Source organism: Cupriavidus taiwanensis, from assembly GCF_900249755.1.
Lineage (GTDB): Bacteria > Pseudomonadota > Gammaproteobacteria > Burkholderiales > Burkholderiaceae > Cupriavidus > Cupriavidus taiwanensis_D.
The window spans coordinates 580,141-594,096 of record NZ_LT976854.1 but is presented as its reverse complement, the minus strand read 5'-3'; the positions used below and the strand labels follow the sequence as shown (position 1 = coordinate 594,096).

16 protein-coding genes are annotated in these 13,956 nt (G+C 69.8%); 10 read left to right on the top strand and 6 right to left on the bottom strand.

Going from position 1 to position 13,956, the window contains the following annotated elements:
* The first annotated feature begins 56 nt into the window (after positions 1-56).
* Positions 57-1,079 carry a Bug family tripartite tricarboxylate transporter substrate binding protein gene (locus tag CBM2594_RS18505; RefSeq protein ID WP_116358275.1) on the top strand — a complete coding sequence of 341 codons (1,023 nt, stop codon included), beginning with the start codon at positions 57-59 and terminating at the stop codon, positions 1,077-1,079.
* Positions 1,080-1,094: 15 nt separating this feature from the next.
* On the opposite strand, the gene CBM2594_RS18500 is transcribed toward CBM2594_RS18505, so the two are convergent.
* The 3 genes from CBM2594_RS18500 to CBM2594_RS18490 all read right to left on the bottom strand — a co-directional run bounded on the left by CBM2594_RS18500 (position 1,095) and on the right by CBM2594_RS18490 (position 4,025).
* On the bottom strand, positions 1,095-2,285 hold the full coding sequence (locus CBM2594_RS18500) for a M24 family metallopeptidase (RefSeq protein WP_116358274.1): 1,191 nt from the start codon (positions 2,283-2,285) through the stop codon (positions 1,095-1,097).
* An 11-nt stretch (positions 2,286-2,296) separates the two neighbouring features.
* Entirely contained in the window at positions 2,297-3,265 is a 969-nt protein-coding gene (locus CBM2594_RS18495) for a Bug family tripartite tricarboxylate transporter substrate binding protein (RefSeq protein WP_116358273.1), read from the bottom strand.
* 157 nt (positions 3,266-3,422) lie between these two features.
* Positions 3,423-4,025 carry a TetR/AcrR family transcriptional regulator gene (locus CBM2594_RS18490; RefSeq protein ID WP_116358272.1) on the bottom strand — a complete coding sequence of 201 codons (603 nt, stop codon included), beginning with the start codon at positions 4,023-4,025 and terminating at the stop codon, positions 3,423-3,425.
* Between the two features lie 134 nt (positions 4,026-4,159).
* Here CBM2594_RS18490 and CBM2594_RS18485 point away from each other — a divergent pair, with 134 nt between their 5' ends.
* The 3 genes from CBM2594_RS18485 (at position 4,160) to CBM2594_RS18475 (ending at position 5,886) form a co-directional block, all read left to right on the top strand.
* Positions 4,160-4,651 carry an NAD(P)H-dependent oxidoreductase gene (locus CBM2594_RS18485; RefSeq protein WP_116358271.1) on the top strand — a complete coding sequence of 164 codons (492 nt, stop codon included), beginning with the start codon at positions 4,160-4,162 and terminating at the stop codon, positions 4,649-4,651.
* Between the two features lie 87 nt (positions 4,652-4,738).
* Positions 4,739-5,011, top strand: coding sequence for a hypothetical protein (locus tag CBM2594_RS18480; RefSeq protein ID WP_116358270.1), 273 nt, complete (start codon positions 4,739-4,741; stop codon positions 5,009-5,011).
* Positions 5,012-5,070: 59 nt separating this feature from the next.
* A complete protein-coding gene (locus CBM2594_RS18475) occupies positions 5,071-5,886 on the top strand; it encodes an SDR family NAD(P)-dependent oxidoreductase (protein WP_116358269.1) in 816 nt (271 codons plus the stop codon).
* A 16-nt stretch (positions 5,887-5,902) separates the two neighbouring features.
* On the opposite strand, the gene CBM2594_RS18470 is transcribed toward CBM2594_RS18475, so the two are convergent.
* The gene (locus tag CBM2594_RS18470; protein WP_116358268.1) at positions 5,903-6,730 is read right to left on the bottom strand and encodes a BON domain-containing protein; all 828 of its coding nucleotides are present in this window, start codon (positions 6,728-6,730) and stop codon (positions 5,903-5,905) included.
* A 185-nt stretch (positions 6,731-6,915) separates the two neighbouring features.
* The gene (locus tag CBM2594_RS18465) at positions 6,916-7,119 is read right to left on the bottom strand and encodes a hypothetical protein (protein ID WP_116358267.1); all 204 of its coding nucleotides are present in this window, start codon (positions 7,117-7,119) and stop codon (positions 6,916-6,918) included.
* A gap of 308 nt (positions 7,120-7,427) precedes the next feature.
* Between CBM2594_RS18465 and flhC the strand changes: the two genes are divergently transcribed.
* The 3 genes from flhC (at position 7,428) to CBM2594_RS18450 (ending at position 9,795) form a co-directional block, all read left to right on the top strand.
* A complete protein-coding gene (flhC, locus tag CBM2594_RS18460) occupies positions 7,428-8,045 on the top strand; it encodes a flagellar transcriptional regulator FlhC (protein WP_373457596.1) in 618 nt (205 codons plus the stop codon).
* Positions 8,046-8,155: 110 nt separating this feature from the next.
* On the top strand, positions 8,156-8,533 hold the full coding sequence (locus tag CBM2594_RS18455; protein WP_116358266.1) for a hypothetical protein: 378 nt from the start codon (positions 8,156-8,158) through the stop codon (positions 8,531-8,533).
* Positions 8,534-8,916: 383 nt separating this feature from the next.
* Complete coding sequence (locus CBM2594_RS18450; protein ID WP_116358265.1) at positions 8,917-9,795, top strand: lipid A biosynthesis lauroyl acyltransferase; 879 nt, start codon at positions 8,917-8,919, stop codon at positions 9,793-9,795.
* A gap of 6 nt (positions 9,796-9,801) precedes the next feature.
* Here the strand turns inward: CBM2594_RS18450 and CBM2594_RS18445 are convergent, their stop codons facing one another.
* Positions 9,802-10,638 (bottom strand): IclR family transcriptional regulator, encoded by an 837-nt coding sequence (locus tag CBM2594_RS18445; RefSeq protein WP_116358264.1) that lies wholly within the window; start codon positions 10,636-10,638, stop codon positions 9,802-9,804.
* Positions 10,639-10,744: 106 nt separating this feature from the next.
* Between CBM2594_RS18445 and CBM2594_RS18440 the strand changes: the two genes are divergently transcribed.
* The 3 genes from CBM2594_RS18440 to CBM2594_RS18430 are packed head-to-tail and all read left to right on the top strand — an operon-like array spanning position 10,745 to position 13,905.
* Positions 10,745-11,515 (top strand): enoyl-CoA hydratase/isomerase family protein, encoded by a 771-nt coding sequence (locus CBM2594_RS18440; protein WP_116358263.1) that lies wholly within the window; start codon positions 10,745-10,747, stop codon positions 11,513-11,515.
* 11 nt (positions 11,516-11,526) lie between these two features.
* On the top strand, positions 11,527-12,720 hold the full coding sequence (locus CBM2594_RS18435; protein WP_116358262.1) for a CaiB/BaiF CoA transferase family protein: 1,194 nt from the start codon (positions 11,527-11,529) through the stop codon (positions 12,718-12,720).
* An 18-nt stretch (positions 12,721-12,738) separates the two neighbouring features.
* Entirely contained in the window at positions 12,739-13,905 is a 1,167-nt protein-coding gene (locus CBM2594_RS18430) for an acyl-CoA dehydrogenase family protein (RefSeq protein WP_116358261.1), read from the top strand.
* Positions 13,906-13,956 lie beyond the last annotated feature (51 nt).

The following is a 13,956-nucleotide window of genomic DNA, read 5'->3' as shown; positions in this document are numbered from 1 at the left end:
AAGGCACCCGAGTCAGTCAAACCGTGACATCGCATAGACAGGAGACCCAAGCCATCATGATGACCGTTGTCCGTTTTTCACCGCGGCAGCGCGGCACGCTGCGGCTGGCCGCGCTGCGCTGGCTCGGCGTCGCGGCGCTTGCCGTCGCGCCGCTTGTCGCGCAGGCACAGGGCGCCTACCCGGCCAAGCCCATCCACCTGATCGTCGCCTATCCGCCGGGCGGCCTGACCGACACGCTGGCGCGCGCCGTCGGCGACGGCCTGTCGCGCCAGCTCGGCAAGACCGTGGTGGTCGAGAACAAGGGCGGCGCCGGCGGCATCATCGGCACCGACTATGTCGCCAAGGCCGCGCCGGACGGCTATACGCTGCTGATGACCATTCCCGGCCCGATCACCGCCAACCTGGCGCTGTACAAGAAGCTGCCCTACGACCCGCGCACCGACCTGCGCCCGGTCTCCGACATCGCCACCGCGCGCACCGTGCTGGCCGTCAACAGCAGCGTGCCCGCCAGGACCGTCGCCGAGCTGCTGGCCTATGCCAAGGCCTCGCCCGGCAAGCTGCGCATGGGCTCCTGGGGCGCGGGCACGCAGCCGCACACCATCCAGACCTATTTCGCCAGGCAATACCAGGTGGACATGCTGCACGTGCCCTACCGCGGCGAAGGGCCGATGGTGACCGACCTGCTGGCCGGCCAGGTCAACGTGACGGTCGGCTCGGTGACCGCGCTCAAGCAGCATTTCGCCACCGGCAAGCTGCGACCGCTCGCGGTCACCGGCACGCGGCGCGCGCAGGCGCTGCCGGACGTGCCCACGTTCGCCGAAGCCAGCTACCCCGACGAGCCGTTCCGGCTGACCGGCCCGATCACGCTGATGGCGCCGGCGAAGACCCCGCAGGACATCATCGACCGCCTCGGCCGCGAAACCGCCAGCCTGGTCGCCAGCGCCGACATGCAGCGGCGCATCCTGGACATGGGCGCGGAGCCGCTGGGCACCACCCCGGCGCAGGCAGACGCGGCCTACAAGGCCTACCTGCCGGTGGTGCTGAAGCTGACGGCGGATACGGGGGTGACGCTGGACTGAGGGGCGCGGCCGTGGCTAGGCCACGGTCGCGTACGCCAGCGTCTTCGGCGTCTTGACGATGACTTCGGGTTGTGCGCCGACCACCACGGTGTCGTCGAGACGAAAGCCGCCGAGGCCATAGACGTACAGGCCCGGCTCCGCCGAATACACCTCGCCCGCCAGCAGCGCACGGGTGTTGAACGCCATGTCTTCCGGGTACTCGTGAAGCATCAGCCCGACCGCGTGGCCGGTGCGGTGGAACACGTAGTCGCCGCAGCCGGCCTGCTCGATCACCGCCTGCGCGGCCGCATCCATGTCGCACACCCGCCTGCCGACCACCGCCGCGGCGACGGCGGCGTCGGTGGCGTTTGCGGCGACCTGGTAGAGCCGCGCCTGCTCGTTGCCGGGCCGCCCGCAGAACCACGTGCGCTCGTTCTCGACATAAAGCCCGTTCAGGCGCGGCAACACCAGGTTGACGATGGTATCGCCAGCCTTGATGCGCGCGCCGCACGCGGCGCCGTCGCCGTGAGGCGATGCGGAAGCGGGACCGCTCAGCGTCCAGCACTTGAGGATGTCGAAATCCTCGCCCGGAAAGCGCCGCGCCGCCTCTTCGGACATCAACGCCGCCATGGCGTGGTCGAGTTCCTGCACCAGCCGGCCGGGGCGGATATTCTCGCGGTAGCGGTCCTGCACCCAGTCCGTCAGCGCGCCCAGCTCGCGCATGACCTGCAACTCTTCCGCATGCTTGACCCAGCGCAGGCTGCGCATCTCGGCCATGGCAGGCCGCAGCGTCAGCTCCGGCAGATAGCGCTGCGCCGCCATCAGGATCGGATGCTGGACATCGACCGCAATGCGCGACAGGCCCAGCCCTTTCGCACCCAGCAACGCAGCCACCACCTCGGGCAGTTGCGACGGCAACGGCAGCCGGTTGGACACGCGCGGATGCTCGGCGTAATAGCTCACGTCCGTGAGCCAGACCGTGCCCTGCTCGGTGGCAAAGCGCATGTGGTTGGTCGACAGCTCGTTCATGACCGCGAAGGTGTCGCCGTTGCGCGGCACCACCACGAAAACCGGCCGCTCCCATGGCCAGACGTCGAGCTGGAAGTTGGTGGCGTACTGGAAGAAGTCGGGCGTGCCGAATACCAGCGCGTCGACGCGCAGCCGGTCCATCAGCCGGTGCATGGCCGCGAGGCGATAGTCGTGTACGGCTTTGGTCAGATGTGCCATGGCTGCGGTCCTCAGAGCGAAATGCCAAGCTTGCGGATGATCGGGCCCCAGGTGTCGGCGTCGCGCTTCATGTAGCGCTCGACTTCGGACGGCGGACCCTTGATCGCTTCCAGGAACTGGAAGCCGAGCTTCTCCCTGAACTGCGCATCGTCCAGGATCTGGTTGATGTCGGCATTGACCTTGCTGATCACCGCCGCGGGCGTGCCCGAGCGGGCCACGATGGCGTACCAGCCGGGCACCTGCACGTCGTAGCCGAGTTCCCGGAAGGTCGGCACCGCGGGAAGCGCCTGCAGCCGCTTGTCGCCGGTGACCGCGAGCGGGACCAGCTTCTTGCCGGTAATGAAGGGCTGCACCCCGGCGACGACGTTCATCATCACCGGCGTCTGCCCGTTCATCAGGCTGGCCGAGCCGCCGGTGCCGTTGAACGGCACGTGCTGCAACCGGATTCCGGTGCGCTGGGCCACCAGCTCCATCGCCAGGTGAGTGGAATTGCCGATGCCGCCCGACGCAAAGCTGATTTCGCCCGGCCGGGCCCTGGCCATCTGCACGAAGTCCCTGAACGTGTCGACCTTGAGCGATGGCGCCGCGACAAACACGAACGGAGAATTCGCCAGCATCGCCACGCCAGCCAGGTCGCGGCCCGGATCGTACGGCAGCTTCGGATACAGGAATGGGTTGAAGCTCAGGTTGGATACGCCGGCGAAGAACAGCGTGTAGCCGTCGGCGGGCTGGCCGAGCACATAGCTGACCGCCAGCGTGCCGTTGGCGCCGGGCTTGTTTTCCACTACCACCGGCTGCTGCCAGGCACGGCTGAGCTTTTCCGCCAGTGCGCGCGCCAGCACGTCGTTGCCGGTGCCGCCGGCTTGCGGCACGACCAGCCGCACAGGTTTCGCAGGGAAGGCCTGCGCCTGCCCGATACCAGGCAGCGCCATCGCCACCCCGCTCGCGGCCAGCCAGGCCAGTAGTTGTCGCCGATCCATATTGCACCCCGTTGGTTTTGCCATGCTCCGCCGCGCTTGCGCAGCGTGCGGGACGCAATGTACCACGTGGTACACGGCACGGCAAAATCGGGGTTTACGCCGAGACCGGCGCGAAGATCGGTGTGGGTATCGGTGTGAATACCGGCGGCGTGCGCCGCTACTTACTGCCCTGGGGCGGCGCCGCCATCATGGCGGCGAAGTACTTCAGCGCGGCCGTCGTGCCCTTGCGGTCGCCAGTAGTGACCAGGTCCAGCAACAGCCCGCGCACGGTGGCCAGCTCCACGCGCGCGCGCAGCCGGGCCTCGGCGGCGCTCAGGCCCAGCTGCTGCTGCAGGCGGGCCGCCAGCGTGGTGGTCCAGCTGCCGACGACATCTTCGAGAAAGCCGCTGAAACGCTCACGGTCGCGGATCGCGCGGCCGTAGATCTCGAACATCAGCTGCATGATTGGCAGGTAGCCTGGCGCCGAATAGCGCTCCCACGCCGCCACCATCGCGGCCTGGGGATCCATGCCGGCCAGTTCCATGCGCTGGCGCGCTGACTGCTCGGCATGGCGGATGCGGTGCAACAGCGCCTGCCAGAAGCCATCACCGGAACCGAAGTAATAGATCAGCATGCGGTGGCTGGTGCCCAGCGCTTCCGCCACGCTGCGCAGCGACAGGTCGCCCAGGCCGTGGGCAAGGACGTGCTCCGTGGCGGCATCGAGCAGCTGGATGGCCTGCTCGCTGGCAGAGCGGTCGATGGGAGGATTGGATGTCGGCATGGAGTCATAGCAGGGGCGCCAGCCCCGGATTCTACGGCACCGGCTATCGCCCCCGGCTGGCCCGCGATGCGGCGAAATGGCCGTGATACAGTCGGCAACATGCGTCAGACGGACGCATATGTCCACCCGCAAGCATGAAAACGCTGCTGATCGTCTACCACACCATGACCGGAGGCACGCGCCAGATGGCCGCGGCCGCCGCCGAAGCGGCCCGCCGGCAGCCCGGCGTCACGGTCGTGCTCAAGACCGCCGCCGAGGCCGGCCCCGACGACGTGCTGGCCGCGGACGGCTACCTGTTCGCCACCCCGGAGAACCTGGCCGCGATCGCGGGCATGATGAAGGACTTCTTCGACCGCTGTTATTACCCAGTGCTCGACCGCATCAATGGCCGTCCCTACGCCGCCATGATCTGCGCCGGCAGCGATGGCCAGAACGCGCTGCGCCAGCTCGAGCGCATCGCCACCGGCTGGCGCCTGAACCCGGTCGCACCCGGGCTGATCGTCTGCACGCATGCGCAGACGCCGGAGCGCATCCTTGCCCCCAAGCAGATCGAAGCGGCGGACCTGGCCCGTTGCGCGGAGCTTGGCGAAGGGCTGGCGGCAGGTTTGGGGCTGGGGGTGTTCTGAAGCGCAAGCGCCCATCGGCCGCGCGCGTGAGTGATGAGCGGGAACAGGTCTTGCACGTCCAGCACATTCCCTCTGCCACCCCATGCCATGGAAGACCCCGAAATCACCGCTTCAGAAGCCCGGCGCGATCCCCTTGCCGGCACGGCGCGCGGCCTGATGCGCGTGGTCGATGCGCTGACGCAGACCGCGCTGGTGGTCGCCACCGCAACGCTGGCCTGGGTGCTGTGGCGCCGGTCCGATGCCTATGCGTGGTTCGGCGGCCTTGGCCCTGGCACGGCGGTGACGCTGGCGGTGCTGGTCACGCTGGTGGCGCTGCTGGGCGTCTGGATGGGCGTGCGCACATGGCGGCGGGTGGGATGAAGCGTCGCTAATCCTTACAACGACGCAGTAAAAACGGACCACAACGCACAGGAGATCCGGTGCCTGACACGCCGCTTCGCCGCACCAACCTGCTTGCCGTCGTGACCGGGGCGTCCTCCGGCATCGGCTATGAACTGGCCCGCTGCTGCGCGCAGCGCGGCTATGACCTGGTGATTGCCGCGGACGAGCCGCAGATCGAAATCGCCGCGGCGCAACTGCGCGACGCAGGCACCGAGGTAACGGCGCTGCTGGCGGACCTGTCCACGCCCGACGGCGTCGGGCAGGTCTGCGATGCGCTGGACGGCCGCCGCGTCGACGTGCTGTGCGCCAACGCCGGCCGCGGCCTGGGCCACGCCTTCCTCGACCAGGACTTCGCGGACATCCAGCGCGTGGTCGAGACCAACGTGACCGGCACCCTGCACATGCTGCACCGGGTCGGTCAGATGATGCGCGCGCAGCGCGAGGGGCGCATCCTGATCACCGGATCGATCGCCGGCTTCGTTCCCGGCACCTGCCAGGCCGTGTACAACGCGACCAAGGCGTTCCTGGATTCCTTCTCCTATGCGCTGCGGCACGAGCTGAAGGACAGCGGCGTGTCGGTCACGTGCCTGATGCCGGGCGCCACCGAAACCGATTTCTTCGAACGCGCCGACCTGCTCGATACCCGCCTTGGCCAGCAGAAGAAGGCCGACCCCGCCGAGGTGGCGCGGATCGGCTTCGATGCGATGATGCGCGGCGAAGGCGAGGCGGTACCCGGCTGGCAGAACAAGCTGCGCGCCGCCATTGCCATGGTGACGCCCGCGGACGTGCTGGCCGGGCAGCATCGCCGCATGGCCGAGCCGCAGGCGCCGGAGGACGAGCCACCGGCGCCATAGTGCTGCCTCGGCGCGATCAGCCCATGCGCGTGGTGCCGCCGGTGCTGTCGCGGCCCTGGCCCGGACCGCCGCTGCCGGTTTCCATGCCGCCGCCGTAGCTGCTGGCGCTGGAGCCGGTGGCGCTGCCGGAACTGCTGACGCCGCTGACATGCCCCTGCCCGGGCTGGCCGGATTGCGATCCGGACCGGGATCCGGACTGCGCCCCTTCGGTGATGCCGGACACGCCGAACGCGCCCGGCGCGCCCAGGCGCACCGCGTTATGGATCTCCTGCACGCCGAAGACATCGTCGACGATGTCCTCGATGCAGTACTTCTGGCGCCGGTCGCGCACGTTGCCGGTCAGGCGCACCACGCCGCCCTGCACTTCGACTTCGACGTCGCGCACGTCGACATGGCGCGCATGCGCGAGCCGTTCGCAGATATCTTCACGGATGCGCTCGTCGCTGCGCTGGTAGCCCTTGGGGCCCACGCGGTCGCGCCCGCGCGGCATGTCGGGCGACGCATTGCCGCGGCTGTCGCCCCATTCGTCGCGGACCTCGCTGCCGCGGCGCCAGGCTTCGTCCTCTTCCCATGGCGGACGCCCGGCGGAGGCTTCCCAGGCCCGCTGCGCCGGGCTGGAGCGCCCGCCGTAGTAGCCGGACTCGCGCACGCCGCTGTCGTGCCGCTGGCGGCCCTCATAGCGGCCCTCGCCGTAGTCGTGCGCGGGGCCGCCGCGCTGGCCATAGCGTCCCTCGCCGTAGCCGCGCGGGTCGTCGCGCGGGCCGTCGCCGCGACGGCGAGAATCATCGGCGTCGCGGTCGTCGCGCCACCAGGAGCCGCCGCCTTCATTTCGGAATGGATGCATCGCTGTCTCCAAGGGTTGAGCTTGCGGCGCGGCCTGGCGGGCCGCGCAGCCAGTCAGCGGGGCGCAAGTTCCATACCACTGGCGGGCATGGGGTGCGGCACGCATGCCGCGCGCCCCGCACCAAAGCAAAAGCGGGCGCCACCGTTACAGGGCGCCCGCCGTTGTCACGCAACCGGTTTGCCGCGTCAGGCGGCCAGGGGAGTGAGGCGGTGCGGGGCATCGTCCTCGTCTTCGTCCACGATCAGCACCACACCGCGCCGCTTGGCCGCGGCCATGCCGATGTTGACGGCGACGTCGCGGTCGTCGCAATGGACCAGGCCCTTGCGCGCGCTTTCGACCGTCAGTTCCCAGCCTTGCGCGGTCTGCCTGATCAGGAAGTTTGCAGCCATGGGTTGCTCCCTGTCGTTGGTGTTCTTGCAGCGTAGCCCATGGGCAGAACCGATAAATCGGCGTCTGTCCGATACCGTGTGGGCGCTTCTCCTACAGTGCTGCGGGATGGCGCCGCGGGCACCGACAAAATGCGCCAACAATGGATCCTGACAACCTGATGCCGTCGATCGTGGAAATACGATTATTGACGAGCATCACGGTTATAAGCCGGCCCCGATCCAAGAATCCTTTCGTATTACGAAAAGCCATAACGCGGAGGGTACGCATGCGGACAGCGCCGCACCGTGCCCCCGCGCAGGAGGAGATCATGGACACACACGCCGTCGCCGCCATGGGCGGCCCCGTTGCGGCCACATCGAGCCCGTTGCCCGCGCCCGCCGGCAAGAGCGTGCTGCAAGAGATGGAGCAGACCCGGCTGGCCATCGAGATGATCGGCCTGGGCGCGCGCCTGCAGGTGCTGGAAGCGGAAGTGTCGCTGCCGCGCGTGCGGTTGACGCGCCTGTACAGGGAGCTTTGCGGCGCGTCGCCACCCAAGGGCATGCTGCCGTTCTCGACCGACTGGTTCCTGGCCTGGCGCCCCAACGCCCATGCCTCGATGCTGCTCGGTGCGTACCGCTTCATGGTCCGTGCCGGCCTCCTGGACCGCATCCATGCCACGCTGGCCGCCTTCCGCCTGTATCGCGAGCACCTGTGCGTCACCGGCGAGGCCGCGCAGCTCAGCTTTACCCGCGCCTGGATGCTGGTCCGCTTCCATGAGCGCGGCATGCTGCGGCTGGCGCGCTGCCGCTGCTGCCATGGCGAGTTCGTGGTGCGCGCCGACGATGCGCGCCAGCGCCACATCTGCGGCCTGTGCCAGCCGCCGCCGCGCGCGGGCAAGTGTCGCACACCCCGGCCGCCACGAAACGGCGCGCCTGCCGGCGCATGAGCGCCGGTGCCCCCTTGCCATTGTCTGCTGGCGCACAGTCCGGCCACCCGCGCCCTTCCATGATGGATGCACCCGACCACCCCGCCGCCGGCGCTCCCGGAGCCTCGCCCATGTTCAAGATCCCCAAACTCGGCAAGATGCTGGGCACGCCCGCACCCGAGGCCAGCGGCGCGCCGCAGCCGGCGCCGCCGCGATCCCCCGCCGGCGCTGCCCGCCGCCAGGGCATGCCGGAACAGCTTGCGCAGAACCTCAAGACCCAGGGCGACGCCATGATCCAGTACGGCGCCCGGCTGCTGGTGATGCGCGAAATGCTGTGCGCCATGGCCGTGGCGCTGCCGCCCGATGCCCGCGCGGGCGCGCAGCGCCAGTTCCGCCAGCGCATCGACCAGCTGCTGTCGCTGACCGACGACCACGTGCTGCCGTCCGAATTCCACACGGCGCTGCTGGCCGAGGTCAACTATTACCTCGGCGAGCTGCGCCAGCGCTGACGGCACCGCGGCAGCCCCTGCCGGCCATCGCGTCGCCACCACTGTTGCCGGTTTGATACCGGTAGTAACTGCCATTCCTGGGGCCCTGGCATCGTGCTACAGTGCGCCCTCAGTCAAAGCATGAGCAGCGCCGCTTAGCGCACTCCAAGCCGCCCGGACCCGGGATACCGCCCCGGGATGGCGCGCCAGCGTTCCGCCCGGCTTTGCCGCCCCGACGCGCACACGGTGCGCACCAGGCGCCGGGCATGTGCCGGGAGCCGGCCCTTGCTCTTCGCGCCTTGCCGCGCACCTGACATCCGCCACCCGCGTGGCGCCGAACCATTGCCGCGCAGCCGCCTGCCCCCGGGCCCGCCCGAGCGCCGCTGCCGCACTCCAGGATCTTCATGACCCACCGGCTCCAGGCCGCGCTGACCATCGCAGCCTTCAAGCTCTTTGCCGCCCTGCCGTACGGCGTGACCGCCCGGCTGGGCGACGCCATCGGCAAGCTGCTGTACCGCATCCCCAGCCGCCGCCGGCGCATCGTCCATACCAACCTGGCGCTGTGCTTCCCCGACATGGACCCCGCCAGGCGCGAGCAGCTGGCACGCGACCATTTCGGCCATGTGCTGCGCAGCTACCTGGAGCGCGGCGTGCAGTGGTTCGGCAACGCCGAGCGGCTGGGCAAGCTGGTCGAGCTGGATTCGCGCATCGACCTGGCCTCGTGCGCCGAGCATCCGACCATCTTCATGGGCTTCCATTTCGTCGGCATCGAGGCCGGCTGCATGTTCTATTCGATGCGCCACCCGGTGGCGTCGCTGTACACGCGCATGTCCAGCCCGCTGCTGGAGCAGATCTCGCGCACGCAGCGCGGGCGCTTCGGCGCCGAGATGATCCCGCGCAACGGCAGCGGCAAGCAGGTGGTGCGCACGCTGCGCGCCGGCTGCCCGGTGATGCTGGCGGCGGACATGGACTTCGGCATCAACGATTCGGTGTTCGTGCCGTTCTTCGGCGTGCCGGCGTGCACGCTGACCTCGGCCTCGCGCCTGGCCAGCATGACCGGCGCGCGCGTGGTGCCGTTCACCACCGAAGTGCTGCCCGACTACCGCGGCTACCGGCTGCGCGTGTTCGACCCGCTCGAAGGCTTTCCTTCCGGCAGCGTCGAAGAGGATTCGCGCCGCATGAACGCCTTCCTGGAAACGCAGATCGCCACCATGCCGGAGCAGTATTACTGGATCCACCGGCGCTTCAAGAACCGGCCGGAAGGCATGCCGTCGGTGTACTGACGCGGACTAGCCGGCGGCGCGCCGCCAGGCCTGCTGGATCTCGGCGACCAACCGCTCCAGTTGCGCGGCATAGCGCGCATGGTCGCCGCGCCGCCCGGTTTCGCTGAACGGGTAGCTGATGTTGAGTCCGTACAGCTGCTGGTCCGGGCCCGAGAAGGCCGCGCCCACCGCCAGCAGATGCCCCGGCTGGTAGGCCGCGGTGCAATGGCCGTGCCGCTGTGCCTGCGCGATGCCGCGCAGCACGCGCGCCCGCATCCCGGGCCACGCCTCTCCCTGGCGGGCGGCGATGCCGGCCAGCAAGTCGCTGCGCACCGGCTCGGGCTGCGCCGCCAGCCATGACAGGCCGATCGCCGTCAGCTCCATCGGCACGCGCGAGCCCGGCACCACGCGCCGCGTGCGCGACACGCTGTCGCGGCTGTGTCGGATCGACGCCAGGTACACCATCTCCAGCTTGTCCCCAACCGCCAGTCCCACGTTGACCTTGCCCGCCTCGGCCACCTTGCGCATCAGCGGCAGCGCAATCTCCGGCGCGCGGCTGGACTGGTGGAAGGCATCCGCCAGGCTCAGCACAACGGGCGCGAGCCGGTAGGCGCGCTCATTGACGTCATAACGCAGGAAGCCCGCATCCACCAGCGAGCGCGTCAGCCGGCTCACGGTCGGGCGCGGCAGGCCGGTGCGCGCCGCCAGTTCCGCATTGGTCAGGCTGGTGGTGCCGACGCGGAAGGCGCGCAGCAGCGTCAGCCCCCGCTCCAGCGACTGGCTGCCAGCGGTTTCCCGGATAAAGCGGCCGGTCTGGTGGGTCACGCTGCGGCTGGAGCCGGGTGGCGGGTTGGTGTCAGGCATCGCTATCAATTTCAGTAAGCGAAATTGGAGTATAGCGGCGCGGCGGCACCGCGCGAATACTGTGGGCACGCGGCCCCGAGCCGGCCGAACCCAGAGGAGCCCCCGAATGTCATCCGATGCCGAGATCCACGTCACCCGCGACGGCCACGTAGCCTGCGTGGTGCTGTCGCGTCCGCCGCACAACTTTGTCGATGCCGACGTCATGCGGCGCCTGGCCGATACCCTGCTGGCGCTGGACGACGACCACGGCTGCCGCGCCATCGTGCTGGCCTCGGGCGTCGGCGCCTTCTGCGCCGGTGCCGACTTCAGCGGCGCCGGCCAGGGCGAAGTCGCCAGCGACCCCGCCGCGTTCTACGTCCACGCGATGAAGCTGTACCGCAACCGCAAGCCCATCGTCGCCGCCGTGGCGGGCGCGGCCATCGGCGCGGGGCTTGGGCTGGCGCTGGTGGCGGATTTCCGCGTGACCTGCGCCGAGGCCCGCTTCAGCGCCAACTTCAACCGGCTCGGCTTCCACCCCGGCTTCGGCCTGAGCGTGACGCTGCCGCGCCTGGTGGGCGAGCAGCAGGCCGCGCTGCTGTTCTACACCGGCCGGCGCATCACCGGGGCCGACGCGGTCGATATCGGCCTGGCCGACGAACTGGTGGCAAAGGCCGAGGTCGACGCCCGCGCCATGGCGCTGGCGCAGGAAATCGCCGCCTCGGCCCCGCTGGCGGTGGAAACCACGCGCGCCACGCTGCGCGAAGGGCTGGCCGACCGCATTGCCGCGGCCAACCAGCGCGAACTGGAAATCCAGCGCGGGCAGTTCCGCAGCGAGGATTTCCGCGAGGGCGTGGCGGCCATGGCCGCGCGCCGCGCGCCCGTGTTCCAGCGCCGTTGAAGGAGCGACCGATGAGCGAAGCAGATTCCCGCCCGGCACCGGCCGGCCCGCTCGACGGCATCCGCGTGCTGGACCTGACCGCGGTCGTGCTCGGCCCGCTGGCGACGCAGGTGCTGGCCGACTTCGGCGCCGACGTGATCAAGGTCGAGGGCCCGGAGGGCGACCTGATGCGCGCCAATGGGGTGTCGCAGCACGCCGGCATGAGCTCGATCTACCTGGCGCTGAACCGCAACAAGCGCTCGGTCGTGCTGGACCTGAAGACGCCCGACGGCGCGGCGGCGCTGCGCGCGCTGATCGCCGGCGCCGACGTGCTGGTGCACAACATGCGCGTCGCGGCGATCGAGCGGCTGGGCTTTGGCTATGCCGAGGTGGCGCGCATCAACCCGCGCATCGTCTACTGCATGGCCACCGGCTTTGGCCAGGACGGCCCGCACCGCGACAAGCCGGCCTTCGACGACATCATCCAGGCCGGCTGCGGGCTGGTCGCGCTGGGTTCCGCCAGCGGCGAGCGCCCGGAATACGTGCCCAGCCTGCTGGCCGACAAGACCACCGGGCTGGCGCTGGCCAATGCCGTGCTGGCCGCGCTGCTGTACCGCGAGCGCCACGGCGTGGGCCAGCTGGTGGAGGTGCCGATGCTGGAAACCATGACCGCCTTCGTGATGGCCGAGCACCTGGGCGGCCTGACCTTCGAGCCGCCGCCCGCCGGCGCCGGCTACGCGCGCCTGCTGCAAGGCGGGCGACGCCCCGCGCCGACCCGCGACGGCTGGATCTGCGCGCTGCCCTACACCGAGCGCCACTGGCTCGCCTTCTTCCGCGCGGTGGGCCGCGACGACCTGGCCGAGCGCTACGACGTCGCCGACCGCGCGCAGCGCAACGCCAATATCCGCGCGCTGTACGGCCACCTGGCCGAACTGACGCCGGCGCGCACCACCGGCGAGTGGATGGAACTGTTCGAGTCGCTCGACATTCCCGCCACGCCCATCTACGGCCTCGATGCGCTGGTCGACCACCCGCACCTGCGCGCGGTCGGCCTGTTCCAGCAAACGCAGCACCCCACCGAAGGCCCGCTGCGCGAAGTGCGCCCGGCCGCGCGCTTCTCGGCCACGCCGCTGTCGCTGCGCCGCCATGCGCCGGTGCTGGGCGAGCATACCGCGGAGATCCTGCAGGAACTCGCCATCGCGCCGGATGCGCACCAACACCGATAAACCCCCGAGAACACGGCCATGCACTTTGAACTCGACGAAGAACACCGGATGCTGAAGGACCTGGTCGCGCGTTTCGTGCGCGAGCAGCTGATCCCGCTGGAACCCACCGTGCTGGCGCGCGAGGCCGCCGGCGGCCAGATGGCGCTGCTGCCCGAGGAGCAGGCGCGCCTCGACACCATGTCGCGCGAGCTGGGCCTGTGGGGCCTGGACGCGCCGGTGGAGCTGGGCGGCTCGGACTTGCCGACCGTGGCCATGGTGGGCGTCAACGAAGAACTGGGCAAGACCATCACGCCCTATGACCTGCCGCCGGATTCGCCCAACCTGCGCATGCTGATGCTGACCGCGAGCGAAGCCCAGCGCGAGCGCTACCTGGCGCCGTATGCGCGCGGCGAGACCGTGTCGGCCATTGCCATCTCGGAACCCGGCGCCGGCGGCGATCCCGCCATGATGGCCACGCGCGCCGAGCGCGATGGCGACCACTGGGTGCTGAACGGCCGCAAGATCTGGATCAGCCGCGCGGCGCGCGCCGACTGGACCATCGTCATGGCCGTGACCGACAAGGCCCGCGGCGCGCGCGGCGGCATCTCGGCCTTCATCGTCGAGCGTGGCACGCCGGGCTTGCGGGTCGAGCGGCGCATCCCGATGATCGGCGGCGCCTCGACCTATGAAGTGGTGCTGGAAGACTGCCGCATCCCCGCCACGCAACTGCTCGGCGCCGAGGGACAGGGCTTTGCGCCGATGCAGGCGCGGCTGTCGACGCGCCGCGTGCAGATGGCCGCCTGGTGCATCGGCCGCGCCCAGCGCGCGCTGGACATGATCTGCGAGTACGCGCCGCAGCGCCAGACCTTCGGCGCGCCGCTGGCGCAGCGCCAGGCCATCCAGTGGTGGGTGGCCGATGCCGCCACGCGCATCCACGCCTGCCGCCTGATGACCTACGAAGCCGCCGCCCGCATCGACGCCGGCGAAGAAGCCCGCACCCAGGTCTCGATGATCAAGGTGTTCGCCACCGAAATGGCCTGGGACGTGATCGACCATGCCATGCAGACCTTCGGCGCGATGGGCATGACCAAGGAACTGCCCTTGCAGCAGATGGCCAACGAGACCCGGCTGATGCGCATCTACGAAGGTCCCAGCGAAGTGCATCGCTGGGTCATTGCGCGCGACCTGCTCGGCCTGCGCCGCTAACCTCGCGTTTTTCCTTGCACCGGCGGGCACACGCCGGGCATTCACTGTCAG